The sequence below is a fragment of the Providencia sp. PROV272 genome (assembly GCF_049901975.1).
GTDB classification, from domain to species: domain Bacteria; phylum Pseudomonadota; class Gammaproteobacteria; order Enterobacterales; family Enterobacteriaceae; genus Providencia; species Providencia stuartii.
This window is the reverse complement of sequence record NZ_CP096291.1, coordinates 2034673-2051007: the sequence shown is the minus strand read 5'-3', so window position 1 is coordinate 2051007 and position 16335 is coordinate 2034673. Positions and strand designations below refer to the sequence as shown.

Genomic DNA, 16335 nt, shown 5'->3' with positions numbered 1-16335 from the left:
ATCATCCATACCATACGCAGAATTTTTTTATTTTTTGCTACTTGTCGATATTTTAGTTCAATTTTTAAACATAAGAGGAGAGTTAAATATATCAAAATAGAGTTTTTTGTTTCTTACCCTATGAGAGAAAAAAACTAAATACTTAAAAACAATCAGTAAAATTTATTTCCCGTTAAATTAATACCATGACAATGTTAGTCTTAAATTCCATAAATTAAATAAGTCATATGATAAATTTAATTTTGGCTCTAATTCATTGATAACAAATTCTTTTTTCATCAAGACTCAGTTTTTCCGTATTCAATGGAATACAGAGTGTGTTTTTTCAATGTTAAATCAGCTGTTTGAGGGGGAGATCACTAAAATCAAATGGAGATTATCTATATTTAACGCATTTCCGATTTGTTTTTCAATAAAACTCCATTTGGGGTGACTCCTTAAATTTTCTTTTTATTGTAACAAAGTAAATAAATCTTTTTTGTACTCCAAAACAGAAAGCCACTTATCACTGAGGAAACAACAAAAATAAAAGAGTAGGAACCAATAAATGAAATAAATATTTTTATAAAAAAATCATACATAGTCATATCAAAACAAGACTTTCTATATATGGACTCTTTTATGCAAGAATAAAAAAACCAACTTATCATAGGAACTAGTGTAGGTATGGCTAAATATATTAAAACTAGTTTAAATATGCTGTTTTTTTTATGTAAAAATAAAAAATAAACACAGTAGATATGGTATAAATGAAGTAAAAAATTCCCATCCCATAATAGTAGTTAATTAATATGTCATGGATTTCGCCATAATGACCATAGACACGAAAAAAAGATTGTCGTATTACTAGTATATAATACGCAACAACACCTATAGCCATCGATAACCCCAATGGGAAAATGACTGATTTATTATTTGACATGAGGAAATAATACCTCTGGTGGTTTCATATCTAAAAGTTCATTTTTCACTCCCCAAGGTGTTCTAAATCCATCTTCTAAATTTTTAAATATCCCTCCGCTTTCCCTTAATACTCTGGAGACATTGGTTGCACAGTGAAAATGATCTGCATAATTATTATTAAATATAATATTTTTTAATCTTTCTGCGTGTTCACTTGGTATAGTGAACTGAATGACGACGAGATCATCGCTACTCCATTTATGGTACGAAAGATAAGTATCCCAATCAAAATCGGGATATGGCATAAATTCACCGGATCCCCTGTGAGCCATTTGATTTGCAAGGCATTTCTCACCACAGCCCATATATCCGCCTGATGGATCATATAAAATAGCTTTATCACCATCATCAATAACTAATCCAACATGACCTAACCAGTCATTATCAACCATGACATATATATTGACGGGATCTGTAATTATTGCAGTATAAAGTGGATTAGATGCCACAATCACAGGAATATCATAGCGATTTTGGTGTACATCAACGATTGGCCTAATCATTATTTAACAGCCTTTTGTGTGATGCTATAACCTGATGTACTTGCTGCAATGTGATTTATTGTAATACTTTCATATCGGAGAGATACTATTTCAAACGGTTGTAGCTCGTTATTTAGCAAGGAATTAGGGTGCTCGTTAGCAATTCGAATAATCGATGCCTTACTCAATTTTATTGTTTTGTAATGTAGTAATCCTCCGCTTTTATCAATACGATAAAATTTAAATTCACAGTCGAGTATTTCATTGTGTGATATTGCAGTAAGCAAGAGAGGTGATGATTTATCATCGGCTTTTGTTAGGATAAAAGGGGCATGAGAAACATTTTGCTGCCTACTGATATCATAGTTTGTGGAATAAACTAATATCTCGTCAGCATGTTCTGACTGATATCGATTTCCGATAGAATCATAACTTGAACAACCAGCTGAAATTAAACCCTGTTTTTGACCTTGCAATGTTAAATAGATAATGTCTGACATAACTCATCCCTAAGTTAAATTGATTTAAAGAATTAAGCCATTTTTTTGTTAAAACTTCCATAGGAATTTATGTGGAATTTTCGACATGAAATTAACGTGCATAAAATTGGCAATAGTTTAAATGTCAATAATTTTTTAGCAAAAAGAAGGAAAAAAGCATTTTTGTAACTATCGTATTTTCAAGCTAAAATTTTTAACAGCATTTTAACTATTTGTATATTATTACCCCAATGGCACTTTATGGATTAATATAGCATATATTATATTAACCTATAAAAATGACAGAAGGGTGACTTCGCGTTTAACATTTGCGCAACAATTATCATAAGAATATGATGATTTTTATGCGTGTGGATTATGGTTGTATTTTAGCCAAAAAAAGACTTTTGGTTCAAAAATAGAAAGCGGCTATTTTATAGCCACATATTCTCGATGATGATTAAATATTTGATGCTCACTGCAATTAAAGTTCATGTAAAGCAAATTATCATGAAATTTCGTGCGATTCTAAAAACAGAATGTTACCGACTAAAAAATCATCTTCCAGTAATAATACGCTAGAAAATATCGAAAAATAAAATTTAAAAAAGAGTTAACCCTATTTAGTTCAAAAGTATCAACTCTAAAAAGAATTAGTGGCAGAGTAGCTATGGTTATAAACTCAGAAAAAAAATCTGCCAATGATATAATCAAGAAAAAACAAGCTCGTAGTTCAAATAGATAATCAATATTAACTAGCGTAATTGAGCTTCAGACACAACAAGCAACAAAAACAAAAAAGCCCATTTTTACATGGGCTTAAGTCGTTATTTTGCTAGTCAGTGCCAGCTGATTCTTATTGCGGGATTATTCCCATTCGATCGTTGCTGGTGGCTTACCGCTAATATCATACACGACCCTTGAAATCCCATCGACCTCATTGATAATGCGGTTTGAAACACGGCCTAAGAAATCATATGGTAAATGAGCCCAGTGTGCGGTCATAAAGTCGATTGTCTCAACTGCACGTAAAGAAACAACCCAATCGTATTTACGACCATCACCCATCACACCAACAGAACGCACAGGCAGGAATACCGTAAATGCTTGGCTAACCTTGTGATAAAGCTCTGCTTTGTGTAGCTCTTCAATAAAGATAGCATCGGCACGACGCAGAAGATCACAATACTCTTTTTTCACTTCACCTAAAACACGTACGCCGAGGCCTGGACCTGGGAATGGGTGACGATATAGCATGTCGTATGGCAAGCCAAGTTCAAGACCAATTTTACGAACTTCATCTTTGAACAGCTCTTTCAATGGCTCAACTAGGCCTAACTTCATATCTTCTGGTAACCCACCGACGTTATGGTGAGATTTAATGACATGCGCTTTACCCGTCGCTGACGCCGCAGATTCAATAATATCTGGATAGATAGTACCTTGTGCCAACCATTTAACTTGCGTTTGTTTTGAAGCTTCTTCATCAAACACATCGATAAATACATGACCAATCGCTTTACGTTTTGCTTCTGGGTCGTGAATACCTGCTAATGCACTCAGGAAACGATCTTCTGCTTTCACATGGATAATGTTTAGGTCAAATTTACCTGCAAACATCTCCATCACTTGATCAGCTTCGTTTAAACGCAACAAGCCGTTATCAACAAATACACACGTGAGTCGTTTACCAATCGCACGGTTTAACAACAAAGCGGTTACAGAAGAATCGACACCGCCAGACAGTGCTAAAATCACATGATCATCGCCAATCTGCTCTTTGAGGCGTGCTACAGTATCATCAATAATCGCCGCTGGCGTCCACAGAGCTTCACATTGGCAAATATCCTGCACAAAGCGCTTCAGAATATTGAGGCCTTGGTAAGTGTGTGTTACTTCTGGGTGGAATTGAACACCATAGAATTTTTTCTCTTCATTTGCCATGATTGCAAATGGGCAGTTTGGTGTGCTTGCGATAGTTTTAAAATCCGCGGGGATCGCAGTCACTTTATCGCCATGGCTCATCCAGACATCCAGCACTGGCGTACCATTTTCGTTGAGTGAGTCTTGAATATCACGGAACAAATCGCATTGCTCAGTGATTTCAACTTTTGCGTAACCAAATTCACGCTCACCAGAAACCTCGACGGCACCACCAAGTTGCATTGACATGGTTTGCATGCCATAGCAGATACCTAAAACGGGTATACCTGCATTAAATACATACTCAGGAGCACGTGGGCTATCATTTTCTGTGGTGCTTTCTGGGCCACCAGAAAGGATGATACCGTTTGGATTGAATTCACGGATTTGCTCTTCTGAAACGTCCCACGCCCAGAGTTCACAATAAACGCCAATTTCACGAACACGGCGAGCAATCAGTTGTGAGTACTGTGAGCCGAAATCAAGGATAAGAATGCGATGCTTATGGATATTTGTTGTCATTTGAGGAGAATTCCAAAAATTCAAGTCAAAAATAAAAAATTGGTAGCTCCGTAATTAACTACGGAGCTACCCTGAATCATTATCTGTTATTGTCCCAGACGGTAATTCGGGGACTCTTTAGTGATGGTTACATCATGTACGTGGCTTTCTTGGATACCCGCACCACTAATACGGACAAACTCGGCTTTAGTACGAAGATCATCAATAGTACCACAACCTGTCAGCCCCATACAGGAACGTAATCCACCCATTTGTTGATGGATAATATCTTTTAGACGGCCTTTATAAGCAACACGCCCTTCAATCCCTTCTGGAACTAATTTGTCAGCCGCATTATCAGACTGGAAATAACGGTCTGAAGAGCCTTTAGACATTGCGCCTAATGAGCCCATGCCTCGATAGGCTTTATAGCTACGTCCTTGGAAAAGGATAGTTTCACCCGGAGATTCTTCTGTTCCTGCAAACATGGAGCCAACCATAACACAGGCTGCCCCTGCGGCAATCGCCTTAGAAATATCGCCAGAAAAACGAATACCGCCATCGGCAATGACAGGGATACCTGTTCCTTCTAATGCCTCGACAGCATCAGCAATTGCCGTAATTTGCGGTACACCGACCCCCGTCACGATACGCGTAGTACAAATAGAACCAGGGCCGATACCCACTTTAACGGCACTCACACCCGCTTCCGCTAGTGCTTTTGCACCTTCAGCCGTTGCGACGTTACCACCGATAATCGGTAAGTCTGGGTATTTTTTGCGTGTTTCACGAATACGTTGCAATACACCTTCAGAGTGACCGTGTGAAGAGTCGATCAATAATACGTCGATTCCCGCAGCCACCAGCGCATCAACACGTTCTTCGTTGCCCGCGCCAGCACCAACTGCCGCACCAACACGCAGACGACCTTGTTCGTCTTTACAAGCATTTGGTTTACGTTCTGCTTTTTGGAAATCTTTAACTGTGATCATCCCTAACAGGTGGAAGTTATCATCGATCACTAGGGCTTTTTCAACGCGTTTTTCGTGCATTTTTTGCAGTACAACTTCACGAGCTTCGCCCTCTTTTACCGTAACGAGACGCTCTTTCGGTGTCATTACCGCAGTGACAGGCTGATCCAGATCGGTAACAAAACGAACGTCACGACCTGTAATGATCCCCACAAGCGATTTATCCGCAGCCACAACAGGATAACCAGCAAAACCATTACGTTCTGCCATTTCTTGAACTTCGCGGATCGTTGTCTCAGGGGTAACGGTAACCGGATCAGTTACAACCCCACTTTCATGTTTTTTCACGCGACGAACTTCTTCCGCTTGGCGCTCAATAGACATGTTTTTGTGGATAAAACCAAGGCCACCCTCTTGAGCCAGTGCAATCGCAAGATCAGATTCAGTCACTGTATCCATCGCTGCAGAAAGCATAGGAATATTCAGGCGGATAGTTGCAGTCAGTTGGGTTGATAGATCGGCCGTGTTTGGTAATACGGTTGAGTGTGCAGGAACGAGCAATACGTCGTCGAAAGTTAGAGCTTCTTTTTTTATGCGTAACATAGGCAATATCTCACCAGGCAGCGTTATGGAAAGGTATAAAATATTGCCGCGGCATTATACACACCGAAACCGATTGCCTCCAGTCCTTTTTTGAAAAAAACTTGATAACTCCTCTGACTAGGTTAGTATCAACCAATTAAGTCATTGTTTTAGAATTTGATCTAGCTCACATGTCGACTCAACAAAATAGTGGAATTTATTCTGTCAGCAAACTCAATCAAGCTGTCCGTGAACTTCTAGACCGCCAAATGGGTAAAATATGGCTGACAGCCGAAATATCAAACTTTTCGCAACCTAGCTCTGGTCATTGGTATCTCACATTAAAAGATGACAAAGCTCAGGTTCGTGCGGCTATGTTTCGCGGACAAAATGCACGCGTCACATTTCGTCCACAAAATGGTCAACAAGTTTTAGTACGGGCAAGTGTCACACTTTATGAGCCTCGTGGTGACTATCAAATTATCATTGAAAGCATGCAACCGGCTGGCGAAGGTCTGCTACAGCAGCGTTTTGAGTTACTCAAACAAATGTTAGGCGCAGAAGGCTTATTTGATGTAACACATAAGCAGCCTTTACCCTCCCCTGCAAAACGCATTGGTGTTATTACCTCAGCAACAGGCGCTGCATTACACGACATTCTGCATATTTTACGTCGTCGTGACCCATCACTCCCAGTTGTGATCTACCCAACAGCCGTTCAAGGAGATCAAGCTCCTGCACAAATTGCCCGAGCGATTGAGTTAGCCAATAAACGAGGTGAGTGTGATGTACTGATTGTGGGGCGTGGTGGTGGCTCATTAGAAGATTTGTGGGCGTTTAATGAAGAAATTGTCGCTAGAGCTATTTTTGCTAGCCAATTACCTATTGTTAGTGCGGTAGGTCATGAAACGGATATCACGATCGCCGATTTTGTGGCCGATGTTCGCGCTCCGACGCCTTCGGCTGCCGCTGAATTGGTTAGCCGTAACCAAGTGGAATTAATTCGCCAATTACATTCTGCTCAACAGCGTCTTGAAATGGCGATGGATTATTACCTTGCAGGGCAGCAGCAACGTTTTAGTCGTTTACAGCATCGCTTACAGCAACAACATCCACAACTCCGTTTAGCAAGGCAACAACATCAATTGAGCCTGCTTAATCAGAAACTGACCCAAACTATCACAAGGCGGTTGCAAACCGCTCAGCTACGTCATGATCAATTGCAACGCCGGCTGTCACAACAAGACTTGCGGCCTCAATTACAACGGCAACATCGGTCGCTACAACAGACACAATACCATTTACAGAATATGATGACCGAGTTACTGAATAGCTATAAGCAGCGTTTTGCGGTCGCTTGTTCAAAAATGGAAACGGTCAGCCCACTGGCTACATTGGCTCGTGGCTTTAGTATTAGTGAAACCTCTGACGGTGCAGTATTGAAAAAAACTTCTCAGGTGAAATTAGGCCAAAAGCTTAAAACACGCCTAAATGATGGGTGGGTAGAAAGTGAAGTCACTGATATCACTAAAATGAAAATGAAACGTGCACCTCGTTCTGTTTTAAAATAGGCGTAAAGGGTATCAACACGTTGATACCCTGATATTGATTACGAGTTAGAAGCGAACGACACCACCTAGCATATATGAACGCCCTCTTGCCGTTGCGTTATTATTACCACGCACTTCCATAATGGCCGTCGAATTTGAACGGTTCAAGGCGTCAGAATAAACCTCATTGGTCACATTATTCACTGTAAACATCAATGTGACATTTTTATTGATTTCATAATCAGCATACAAGTCAATAACTGTCGGTTGCTTTTCATATTTATCTTTCAATGCATCACCATTATTATCAACTAATGATTCAACGCCAATACGCTTTGCTGGCCCTGTAACGGTAATGACTGAGCCTAATGTCAACTTTTCATCTAATAACCGAACACCTGTATCTAGCGTCAAATAATAGTCTGGTAACTCAGTAAAATCCCCCGCACTAAAATCAGCAACGCTGGCTATCGAATTAGGCTGGTCACCCGTCTCTTTGGTATAAGATAATGTTGAATAAAAAACGCCTGCATCATAATTAGCTTGTAATTCATAACCCCGTAAGTTGACCTCGCGTGGATCGTTCATATAGATATAACTTTTCTGCATAAAATCCGGGAACTCTTTATCCCAGACACTTTCATTCATCAAACACCATGTAAATTCAGCGTATGATCTTGGTCGACACAACAAATAAGGCTTACTGGTAATATAATCCTTAATTCTAGTATGGAACCAAAGCGCTTTCATCGTGAATTGGTCATCTTGCACGATGAGATCAGGTCTCATGCTATTGAAACCAATTTGCCATGTTTGTGCTTTTTCTCCTTTTAAGAATGGGTTCATTGAGTTACCGCCATTCTGAGAGAAAAATACCTCTTGGGAATTTGGTGCACGCATTGAGTGTGCGTAACTTACAAAAGGTTGAAATTCAGGAATGATTTCTGCCGAAAGCAATCCCCCCGGGTTGAAGCCTCCCTCTTTTAAGTTTATTGATGCGTCGCCTTGAGGAAAACATTTAACGTCATCATCGCAAGCGGGTTTAAACCCTTTTAGCTTGTAATGTGCATAATTCAGATTAAAAGTGGCTGAGTAAATATCATATTTAGCATTGAATTGCGTATACAAACTCATTAAGTCTAATGTGCCACTGGGTGAGAACTGGTTATAAATGATTGTATTTTGGTCAGATACCGAACTTACTTTACGTTCATATTTATTTTTTAACAGCTTAGAACCTATTTTCCATTCATAGTCCGTCTCCCCATAAGAAAAACGACTCGTATTGGCAAGATTGATCCCATCTGCATTATTTTTGGATTCACCTTGACGTAATGCCCAACCCAATGAATCCCCTTCAAATGTCTGCTTACTCTCTCCATGACTAATAATAAGCTCAGTATCAATTAACTCATTAAGTGGCGTATATTTATATTTAAGATAATAATCCTCGCTATTTATTTTACGGCGAGTTAATTTATTTTGATAAAAACGCCCACTAAATTCTAATTCATGGCTATCATCAGGTTTATATTTCAATTTGGTGAGTTGCGATTGGGGTTTTTGTTTAAAAGTATGATCAGTGGCAAAATCATCACTATCATAACCTGCACCATTTTTATAATTCGCGGGGATATTATGACCACTGACTGCAATTAAGCCACCTAAATATCCATCATTGGTATTAACTGGCGTTTTCCCTGCAACGGCAACCATGCCATTATAGCCTAATCCATTATCCCCCCAACGGGCTTTGCTTCTTAAGCCATATAAGTTGCCATCAAAAATCACATCGTCAATACCGATAGTTCTAAAATTAGCGCTACCTACAAGTGCATTGACACTCTCTCCACCATTTAACTGCCCTTTTTCAACTTCAACTTTAACAATAAAATTGGGATCAATTAATGCCCCAAAATCATTATTTGGTTGTTGACCATGGGTGTAGTTACTCGGTGAAATGCCATAATATGTTTGGCTAATACCATCCACCATCATATTAACACGACCAAATCCACTCAAACCGCGGATATTGACATTGACTGTACCTTGGCTCGCGTCCATTTGGGTGTAGGTTCCCGGCATAGTACGAATAATTTTATCTAATCCTTCCAGTTTATTTTGCGTACCTACTGCACTAAATGCCCCTGGCTTTTCCAAGGCTTTAACTAATGGCGTTTGTTTCTCAGCACCTGAAATTTTTAATTTACTAAATTGTACGATACCTTTATTTTGTTGTTGCTGTGTATCTTCTGCAAAAGCAATACTATGAAGCCCAGCACATAATAAGCTGGCTCCTACTATTTTTAATTTATTATTCATTAAACCATTCCTGTAAACGCGATAATTAAACATGCGCTCACATGCATCCAAATAAAATTTAATGCTTTAATTTTGCCATGCAACTGTTCGGCTATCGTTAAGAAACAATAGCCGAACCATTTTACAATAATTAGTTATTAGTATATTCGTTTTTCAATTGTGGAAAATAATGTTTTTTATCTTCCAGCATTAAAATAAAGCTGTAATCTAGGGCAATATCATCCAATGCATTATAGCGGCCTGATTTACCACCATGCCCTGCATTCATATTTGTCTCTAACAATAATAATGAATCTCCTTGTTTATATTCACGCAATTTTGCCACCCATTTTGCCGGCTCCCAATATTGCACTTGAGAATCATGTAAGCCCGTTGTCACTAACATATGAGGGTATTTTTGTTTTTTGACATTATCATAAGGGCTATAAGCCTTAATACGCCAATATGCCTCTTCATTTTCAGGATTACCCCATTCGTCATATTCACCGGTGGTCAATGGAATTGATGGATCTAACATTGTCGTCACCACATCAACGAATGGAACAGAAGCGACAACCCCTTCATACAGTTCAGGCGCCATATTCACTACGGCTCCCATTAACAGTCCACCTGCACTTCCTCCCATGGCATAGACATGGCCTTGTTTTCCATAACCCTGATTTATCAGTGCATTTGTCACGTCAACAAAGTCAGTGAATGAGTTCATTTTATTCACTGTTTTCCCTTGTAGATACCACCGTTTACCCAGTTCACCACCACCGCGAATATGGGCAATCGCGTACACAAAGCCTCTATCTAGCAGTGACAGACGTGAAGAGCTGAATGAGGGATCAATGCTGTAACCATACGCACCGTAGCCATAGACTAATAATGGATTTTGCCCCTCTTTAAATAAATCTTTTCGGTAAACTAATGAAACAGGAACTTTCACACCATCTTGTGCCGTCACCCACAAACGTTCACTTTGATATTTGGATTTATCAAAATCTTTCACTTCTTGCTGTTTTAATAACTGCCTTTCTTGTGTCTGCATATTAATTTCATACACAGAAGAAGGTGTCGTCATTGATGAATAGCCATAGCGCAACTTATCGGTATCAGACTCTGGGTTGTTATCAATCCATGCCATATAAGCGGGATCATCAAAACGGACATAATTTTCAGCTTTGGTTTGCCAATTAATTTGACGGAGATTAACCAAACCGTTTTGCCGCTCTTCCAGTACTAACCATTGGTTAAATAGCTCAAAATCTTCCAAATCCACATCATCACGTGGAGCGACTAAAGTCTCCCAATCGCTTTTGCCATCATGACTTGTGATATACAGACCAAACAATGGGTGTTGATGGTTCGAACGAATATAAAATTGACCGCGAAAATGATCAGGATAATATTCAACGCCCGTTTTACGAGGTTGGAAAACGTTAGCCTCATTATGTGGCTTGTTTGCATCAATTAAGCGATATTCCGACGTCTCAGTACTTGTGATTCCAATAAAAATATAATCTTTGGAAGTTGATTTAGAGATGCTGACATAAAAAGTATCATCTTTTTCTTCATACATCATGACATCTTGATGCTGTTGTTCACCGATTTGGTGGCGGAACACTTGATATGGCAACAAGGTTTGTAGGTCTTTATTTACATAAAATAAAGTGTTGCTATCATTGGCCCAAACAATATTGCCCGATGTATTCGTTAACTCATCATTTTTCCACGCTTGGCTGTCTAATGAACGGAAAGATACCGCATAGTTATTACGACCCTCTCTATCTTCCGCAATCGCCACGATTTTATTGTCTGGTGAAACGGTAAGCGCACCTAAACGGTAGTACTCGCTCCCCTCCGCTCGTTGATTACCATCAACCAGTGTTTGCCACTCTCCTTCGCTATTCACAGGTCTGCGTTCATAAATAGGATAGTTTTTACCTGCTTCAAATCGGCTACGATAGGTATAGCCATTAAAGTCATAAGGTACAGACTCATCATCTTGTTTCATGCGTGAAAGTAATTCATCATAAATCTGTTTTTTTAATGGCTGGCCCAACGCCAGTTGCTGTTGACTATAGGCATTTTCTTTTTCTAAATAATCAATAACTTCTTGTGATTTTCTATGGTCGTCTCTCATCCAATAATAGTTATCGACACGCACATCACCGTGTGTCGTCATTGTATATGGCTGCTTTTTCGCTTTTGGTGCTGACATCTGTTCCTCCGCAAGGGCATGGCCTGCATGTAGTCCAATAAATGCTATTAGACAGAATTTAGCGATTCGAGTGGATACTGACAATAAATCTGCTCTTATAATCATTCTGTTACCCTGATTAACCGTTAGTTTTCAAGTGTGAAGTCTATTGGCATTCTTACCGTAACTTTGCCATTCCTAAGCATTTCGGCTGGAGGGATGGGAAGTGGTTGTGCTCGAGAAAGGACTTTTTCGGCTTCCCTATCAAGAGAGCGAGTTCCTGACCCTTTAATCAGTGAGCTTTTAATAACATAGCCCTGCGCATCAACGTCAAATTCAACCACAGGAATTCCTGTGCGGTTACGTCGCCGAGCATCATCAGGGTAGCGTTTAAATTTGTTCAATTGGCCGAGAACGAGAGCCTGCCACGCTTTTTCTGCATCCAGTTGCGATTGTGATTGACTATTGAAATCAGCCGCAATCTTATTGCTCTGTTTCAATGCAGCAGCATCACTAGTCACAGGCGCTGAATTTGATTTTGAGTTATCACTTTCAAGCTTTTTAATAGGCTTTTTAGGCGGTTCTTTCTTCTCTTTTTTAGGCGTCGGTTGCGGCTTTTTCTTTTCGGTTTTGGTTACTAACAGTTCAGCATTTTCATTTACGGGTGCGGTAGGTAGCTCAGACTGCTCAGGTTCAGCTTCTTGGGCTTTACTTGCCACAGAGACCTCCTGCACTTGGCCGATATTCACTTCTGTAACCTGTTTAGCTTCCGCTTCCATGGAAACTTCCACCACAACGGATGGTGGTGGCACGGGATTATCCCACTGTTGATCGTCAGAGCTGCGTAAAAAAAGTCCAATAACTAAAAAATGTAATGCAATTGCAACAATAACCGCACTACCCATTTTCATACTTTGGTTCTGGTAGTGCTCAAATGTAATCGTACTCATTTTAATCTTATTTGCTGTGCTAAAAACTCAAATGATAATCAATTACATATGCAAATGAAAACTATTTTTATTCAAATTTGTTTCATTATCACAATTACATTACAAATAATTATAAAATGATTATTTTTCAACCGCTTGATTTACACTAGGCGTATACCAAACATAATCCGCATGAAGATTATCGATAGCATTCCCTTTTTCTGAAATGATCAGCACAGTAAATTCAGCATCAGGAGCCAGATCTTGCACATGTAACGGTACACCAATAGCTCGTGTCGCATGATACCCCCCCACAAACAACAAGGCTGGGGTTGGTGCTTGTAACAGTGATTTAGCCATACGACGATCACGCATTTGCTGAATAACCGTCATCTTTTCAACCTGCTCCGGTGTTAATTTGCCGTCATGAGAGGTTTCAATCGTCTTACTGATCAACTCCTGCACGACAGGTTGAGTCGAATATACGCCATTTAATACTGGTGGATTTTTGTATGCTTCCTTGACCTCTTCCTTATTCAAATTTGCTGAAAGTAGTGGGTACGGGGCTTTTAATAGTTGTTTAGTCAACTCGCCATACTGCTCCCACGGCCATCCACTGTTCCATTTAATTGACGACTGCAATTTTTCATCGCGAATATACGGATCTCCCTGCATTTGTGCTTTCACTGAGTTAATACTTTTTTGCTGATCTGGTTGGAGCATTTCAAGTAACACTGAGCCTTGTGGACGCGTTTTGTGCATCTCTTGAGCCAGCCACTGCTCTATTTGGTGATGATACATATTGTCGTGTTTTTCACCGACAATAACGCGAGATGATTGAGATAACTGCTCAATAAGCTGTTGAGGTGTAATGGATTGACCTGATTGTAAGTCAATGATTTGCCCTTGTCCGGTAAGCTGACTATCTAGCTCTACCGGCTTTTGTTCTATTTGCTGTGCACAACCCGCAACCAACAATAGCGCCATTGCGATAAGGGAGGACTTTGCCTTCAATGTTACTGATATCATTATCTTTTCCATCTATTGAGTACAGGATTACCCAAAATACAGATAATGAGAATGATTTTCAATTAAAAAGGCCTCTAAATATTAAAATTTAGAGGCCTTTAGATATTAAGTTAAATTATAGTGGATGTGTTTGTGCTTCAACAGCAGCCAATGCCACCATATTAACAATACGACGTACAGAAGCTATCGCGGTGAGGATGTGTACAGGTTTTGAAACCCCCATTAACACCGGACCTACCGTCACACCATCAGAGCTTGTTACACGTAATAAGTTATAGCTAATACGTGCCGCTTCCATATTTGGCATGATCAACAAGTTTGCTGACCCTTTTAGTGGGCTATCAGGCATGACATCTTTACGGATAGATTCAATCAATGCAGCATCGGCATGCATTTCGCCATCGATTTCAAGATGCGGCGCTTGAGCCTTGACCAGCGCTAATGTATCACGCATTTTTTGTGCGGATGCACAATCAGAAGAGCCGAAACTGGAACGGGATAACAGTGCCACTTTCGGTTCAATACCAAAACGGCGCACCGTATCGGCTGCCATTAAGGTAATTTCCGCTAGCTCTTCTGGTGTTGGATCTTCGTTCACATAGGTATCGGCAACAAACGTGTTACCCGTTGGTAATAATAGTGCGTTCATCGCCCCTGCTGCATGAGCGCCTTCACGGAAACCGAACAGATTTTTTACTACGCTATAGTGTTCGCTGTAACTACCAACGGTTCCACAGATCATACCATCCGCTTCACCACGAAGTACCATGATACCGCCGATTAAAGTCGGGTTACCAATCACCGCACGACGTGCCATCTCTTGTGAAACACCACGGCGTTTCATGATTTGGTAATATTCTTGCCAGTACTCTTTGAAACGTGGATCGTTTTCATTGTTAACCACTTCAAAATCTTTCCCTAGCTCAATATGCAGGCCAAGTTTTTGAATACGTTTCTCAATCACACTTGGGCGTCCAACTAGAATTGGGAATGCTAAGCCAAGGGAAACCAACTCTTGTGTCGCATGTAATACGCGCTCTTCTTCCCCTTCTGCCAAAACAATACGTTTTTTCTCTTTTTTGGCTTGTGAAAAGATAGGCTTCATAAACAAGTTTGTTTTATAGACAAACTGGTTCAGTTTTTCGATATAAGCATCAAAGTCTGCAATTGGACGTGTAGCAACCCCTGAATCCATCGCCGCTTTTGCCACTGCTGGCGCAATTTTAACTATCAAACGTGGATCAAAAGGCTTCGGAATAATGTATTCAGGGCCGAAGAATAAGTCTTGGTTGCCATAAGCAGAAGCAACTTCCTCACTCTGCTCTGCCAACGCTAAATCAGCAATTGCATAAACACAAGCGAGTTTCATCTCTTCGTTGATGGTCGTTGCGCCAACATCCAACGCGCCACGGAAGATGAACGGGAAACATAATACGTTGTTCACTTGGTTAGGATAATCAGAGCGGCCTGTACAAATAATGGCATCTGGACGTACTTCTTTTGCTAATGGCGGTAAAATTTCAGGTTCAGGGTTAGCAAGCGCTAAAATAAGCGGGTCTTTCGCCATGGTTTTCACCATGTCTTGGGTCAGCACACCAGGACCAGAACAACCTAAGAAAATATCTGCATTTGGGATCACATCCGCAAGGGTTCTTGCGCCATTATCTTCAATGGCATAGGCGGCTTTTGTGACATCCATTTTTTCATCACGGCCTTTATAAATCACCCCTTTGGAGTCGCAGACTGTGATATTTTCGTGTTTTAAACCTAGTGCAACAAGCAGGTTCATACATGCAATTGACGCTGCACCTGCACCTGAAACGACTAGGCGAACATCACCGATATCTTTTTTAACAATACGAAGGCCGTTGATCACCGCCGCCGTACAAATAATTGCGGTTCCGTGCTGATCATCATGGAACACAGGGATATTCATTCTTTCGCGCAGCTTCTGCTCAATATAAAAACATTCAGGCGCTTTAATATCTTCTAGGTTGATACCCCCAAAAGTTGGCTCAAGAGAAGCAATAATATCAACAAGTTTATCGGGATCGGTTTCATCAACTTCGATGTCGAACACATCAATGCCAGAAAACTTCTTAAATAGCACCCCTTTCCCTTCCATAACGGGTTTACCCGCCAAGGCCCCAATATTACCTAATCCCAAAACCGCTGTACCGTTTGAGATCACACCGACAAGGTTCCCTTTCGCGGTATAACGATACGCTGATAGTGGCTCTGAGGCGATTTCAAGACATGGAACCGCAACCCCTGGTGAGTATGCAAGAGCCAAATCGCGTTGAGTCGTTAATGGTTTAGTCGGTGTTACAGTTATTTTTCCTGGATGAGGAAACTCATGAAAATCAAGAGCACTTTGTTTTAATTTATCATCCATCATCAAGTCCTTTCAAAGTAGGTA

The 16335-nt window shown here is 40.3% G+C and carries 10 protein-coding genes; 1 reads left to right on the top strand and 9 read right to left on the bottom strand.

Translation table 11 applies throughout. The features are described 5' to 3' along the window. Positions 1 to 911: 911 nt before the first annotated feature. The 4 genes from M1E93_RS09245 to guaB form a co-directional block, all read right to left on the bottom strand. Entirely contained in the window at positions 912 to 1466 is a 555-nt protein-coding gene (locus tag M1E93_RS09245; RefSeq protein ID WP_004920507.1) for a hypothetical protein, read from the bottom strand. Beyond that, on the bottom strand, positions 1466 to 1945 hold the full coding sequence (locus M1E93_RS09240) for an Hcp family type VI secretion system effector (protein ID WP_053109973.1): 480 nt from the start codon (positions 1943 to 1945) through the stop codon (positions 1466 to 1468). Before M1E93_RS09240 ends, M1E93_RS09245 begins: the two co-directional genes overlap by 1 nt. A gap of 846 nt (positions 1946 to 2791) precedes the next feature. Continuing rightward, complete coding sequence (gene guaA / locus M1E93_RS09235; protein ID WP_004920518.1) at positions 2792 to 4369, bottom strand: glutamine-hydrolyzing GMP synthase; 1578 nt, start codon at positions 4367 to 4369, stop codon at positions 2792 to 2794. Positions 4370 to 4455: 86 nt separating this feature from the next. Next, on the bottom strand, positions 4456 to 5922 hold the full coding sequence (gene guaB, locus M1E93_RS09230) for an IMP dehydrogenase (RefSeq protein WP_004920523.1): 1467 nt from the start codon (positions 5920 to 5922) through the stop codon (positions 4456 to 4458). Between the two features lie 170 nt (positions 5923 to 6092). Between guaB and xseA the strand changes: the two genes are divergently transcribed. After that, positions 6093 to 7472 carry an exodeoxyribonuclease VII large subunit gene (gene xseA, locus M1E93_RS09225; RefSeq protein ID WP_104873523.1) on the top strand — a complete coding sequence of 460 codons (1380 nt, stop codon included), beginning with the start codon at positions 6093 to 6095 and terminating at the stop codon, positions 7470 to 7472. A 45-nt stretch (positions 7473 to 7517) separates the two neighbouring features. On the opposite strand, the gene M1E93_RS09220 is transcribed toward xseA, so the two are convergent. The 5 genes from M1E93_RS09220 to maeB all read right to left on the bottom strand — a co-directional run bounded on the left by M1E93_RS09220 (position 7518) and on the right by maeB (position 16311). Next, a complete protein-coding gene (locus M1E93_RS09220) occupies positions 7518 to 9773 on the bottom strand; it encodes a TonB-dependent receptor domain-containing protein (protein ID WP_426206820.1) in 2256 nt (751 codons plus the stop codon). 130 nt (positions 9774 to 9903) lie between these two features. Further along, positions 9904 to 12084, bottom strand: coding sequence for a S9 family peptidase (locus tag M1E93_RS09215; protein WP_104873524.1), 2181 nt, complete (start codon positions 12082 to 12084; stop codon positions 9904 to 9906). Positions 12085 to 12104: 20 nt separating this feature from the next. Then, positions 12105 to 12908: an energy transducer TonB gene (locus M1E93_RS09210; protein WP_004920535.1), complete on the bottom strand. Its 804-nt coding sequence runs from the start codon at positions 12906 to 12908 to the stop codon at positions 12105 to 12107. 120 nt (positions 12909 to 13028) lie between these two features. Next, positions 13029 to 13916, bottom strand: coding sequence for a ChaN family lipoprotein (locus M1E93_RS09205; protein WP_041704990.1), 888 nt, complete (start codon positions 13914 to 13916; stop codon positions 13029 to 13031). A 115-nt stretch (positions 13917 to 14031) separates the two neighbouring features. Beyond that, on the bottom strand, positions 14032 to 16311 hold the full coding sequence (maeB, locus tag M1E93_RS09200) for an NADP-dependent oxaloacetate-decarboxylating malate dehydrogenase (protein ID WP_014656109.1): 2280 nt from the start codon (positions 16309 to 16311) through the stop codon (positions 14032 to 14034). Positions 16312 to 16335: the final 24 nt, after the last annotated feature.

Excerpts from the sequence above, each read along its gene's own strand:
- M1E93_RS09245 (WP_004920507.1), bottom strand. The coding sequence starts at position 1,466 with ATGATTAGGCCAATCGTTGATGTACACCAAAATCGCTATGATATTCCT.
- M1E93_RS09240 (WP_053109973.1), bottom strand. The coding sequence starts at position 1,945 with ATGTCAGACATTATCTATTTAACATTGCAAGGTCAAAAACAGGGTTTA.
- guaA (WP_004920518.1), bottom strand. The coding sequence starts at position 4,369 with ATGACAACAAATATCCATAAGCATCGCATTCTTATCCTTGATTTCGGC.
- guaB (WP_004920523.1), bottom strand. The coding sequence starts at position 5,922 with ATGTTACGCATAAAAAAAGAAGCTCTAACTTTCGACGACGTATTGCTC.
- xseA (WP_104873523.1), top strand. The coding sequence starts at position 6,093 with ATGTCGACTCAACAAAATAGTGGAATTTATTCTGTCAGCAAACTCAAT.
- M1E93_RS09220 (WP_426206820.1), bottom strand. The coding sequence starts at position 9,773 with ATGAATAATAAATTAAAAATAGTAGGAGCCAGCTTATTATGTGCTGGG.
- M1E93_RS09215 (WP_104873524.1), bottom strand. The coding sequence starts at position 12,084 with ATGATTATAAGAGCAGATTTATTGTCAGTATCCACTCGAATCGCTAAA.
- M1E93_RS09210 (WP_004920535.1), bottom strand. The coding sequence starts at position 12,908 with ATGAGTACGATTACATTTGAGCACTACCAGAACCAAAGTATGAAAATG.
- M1E93_RS09205 (WP_041704990.1), bottom strand. The coding sequence starts at position 13,916 with ATGATATCAGTAACATTGAAGGCAAAGTCCTCCCTTATCGCAATGGCG.
- maeB (WP_014656109.1), bottom strand. The coding sequence starts at position 16,311 with ATGGATGATAAATTAAAACAAAGTGCTCTTGATTTTCATGAGTTTCCT.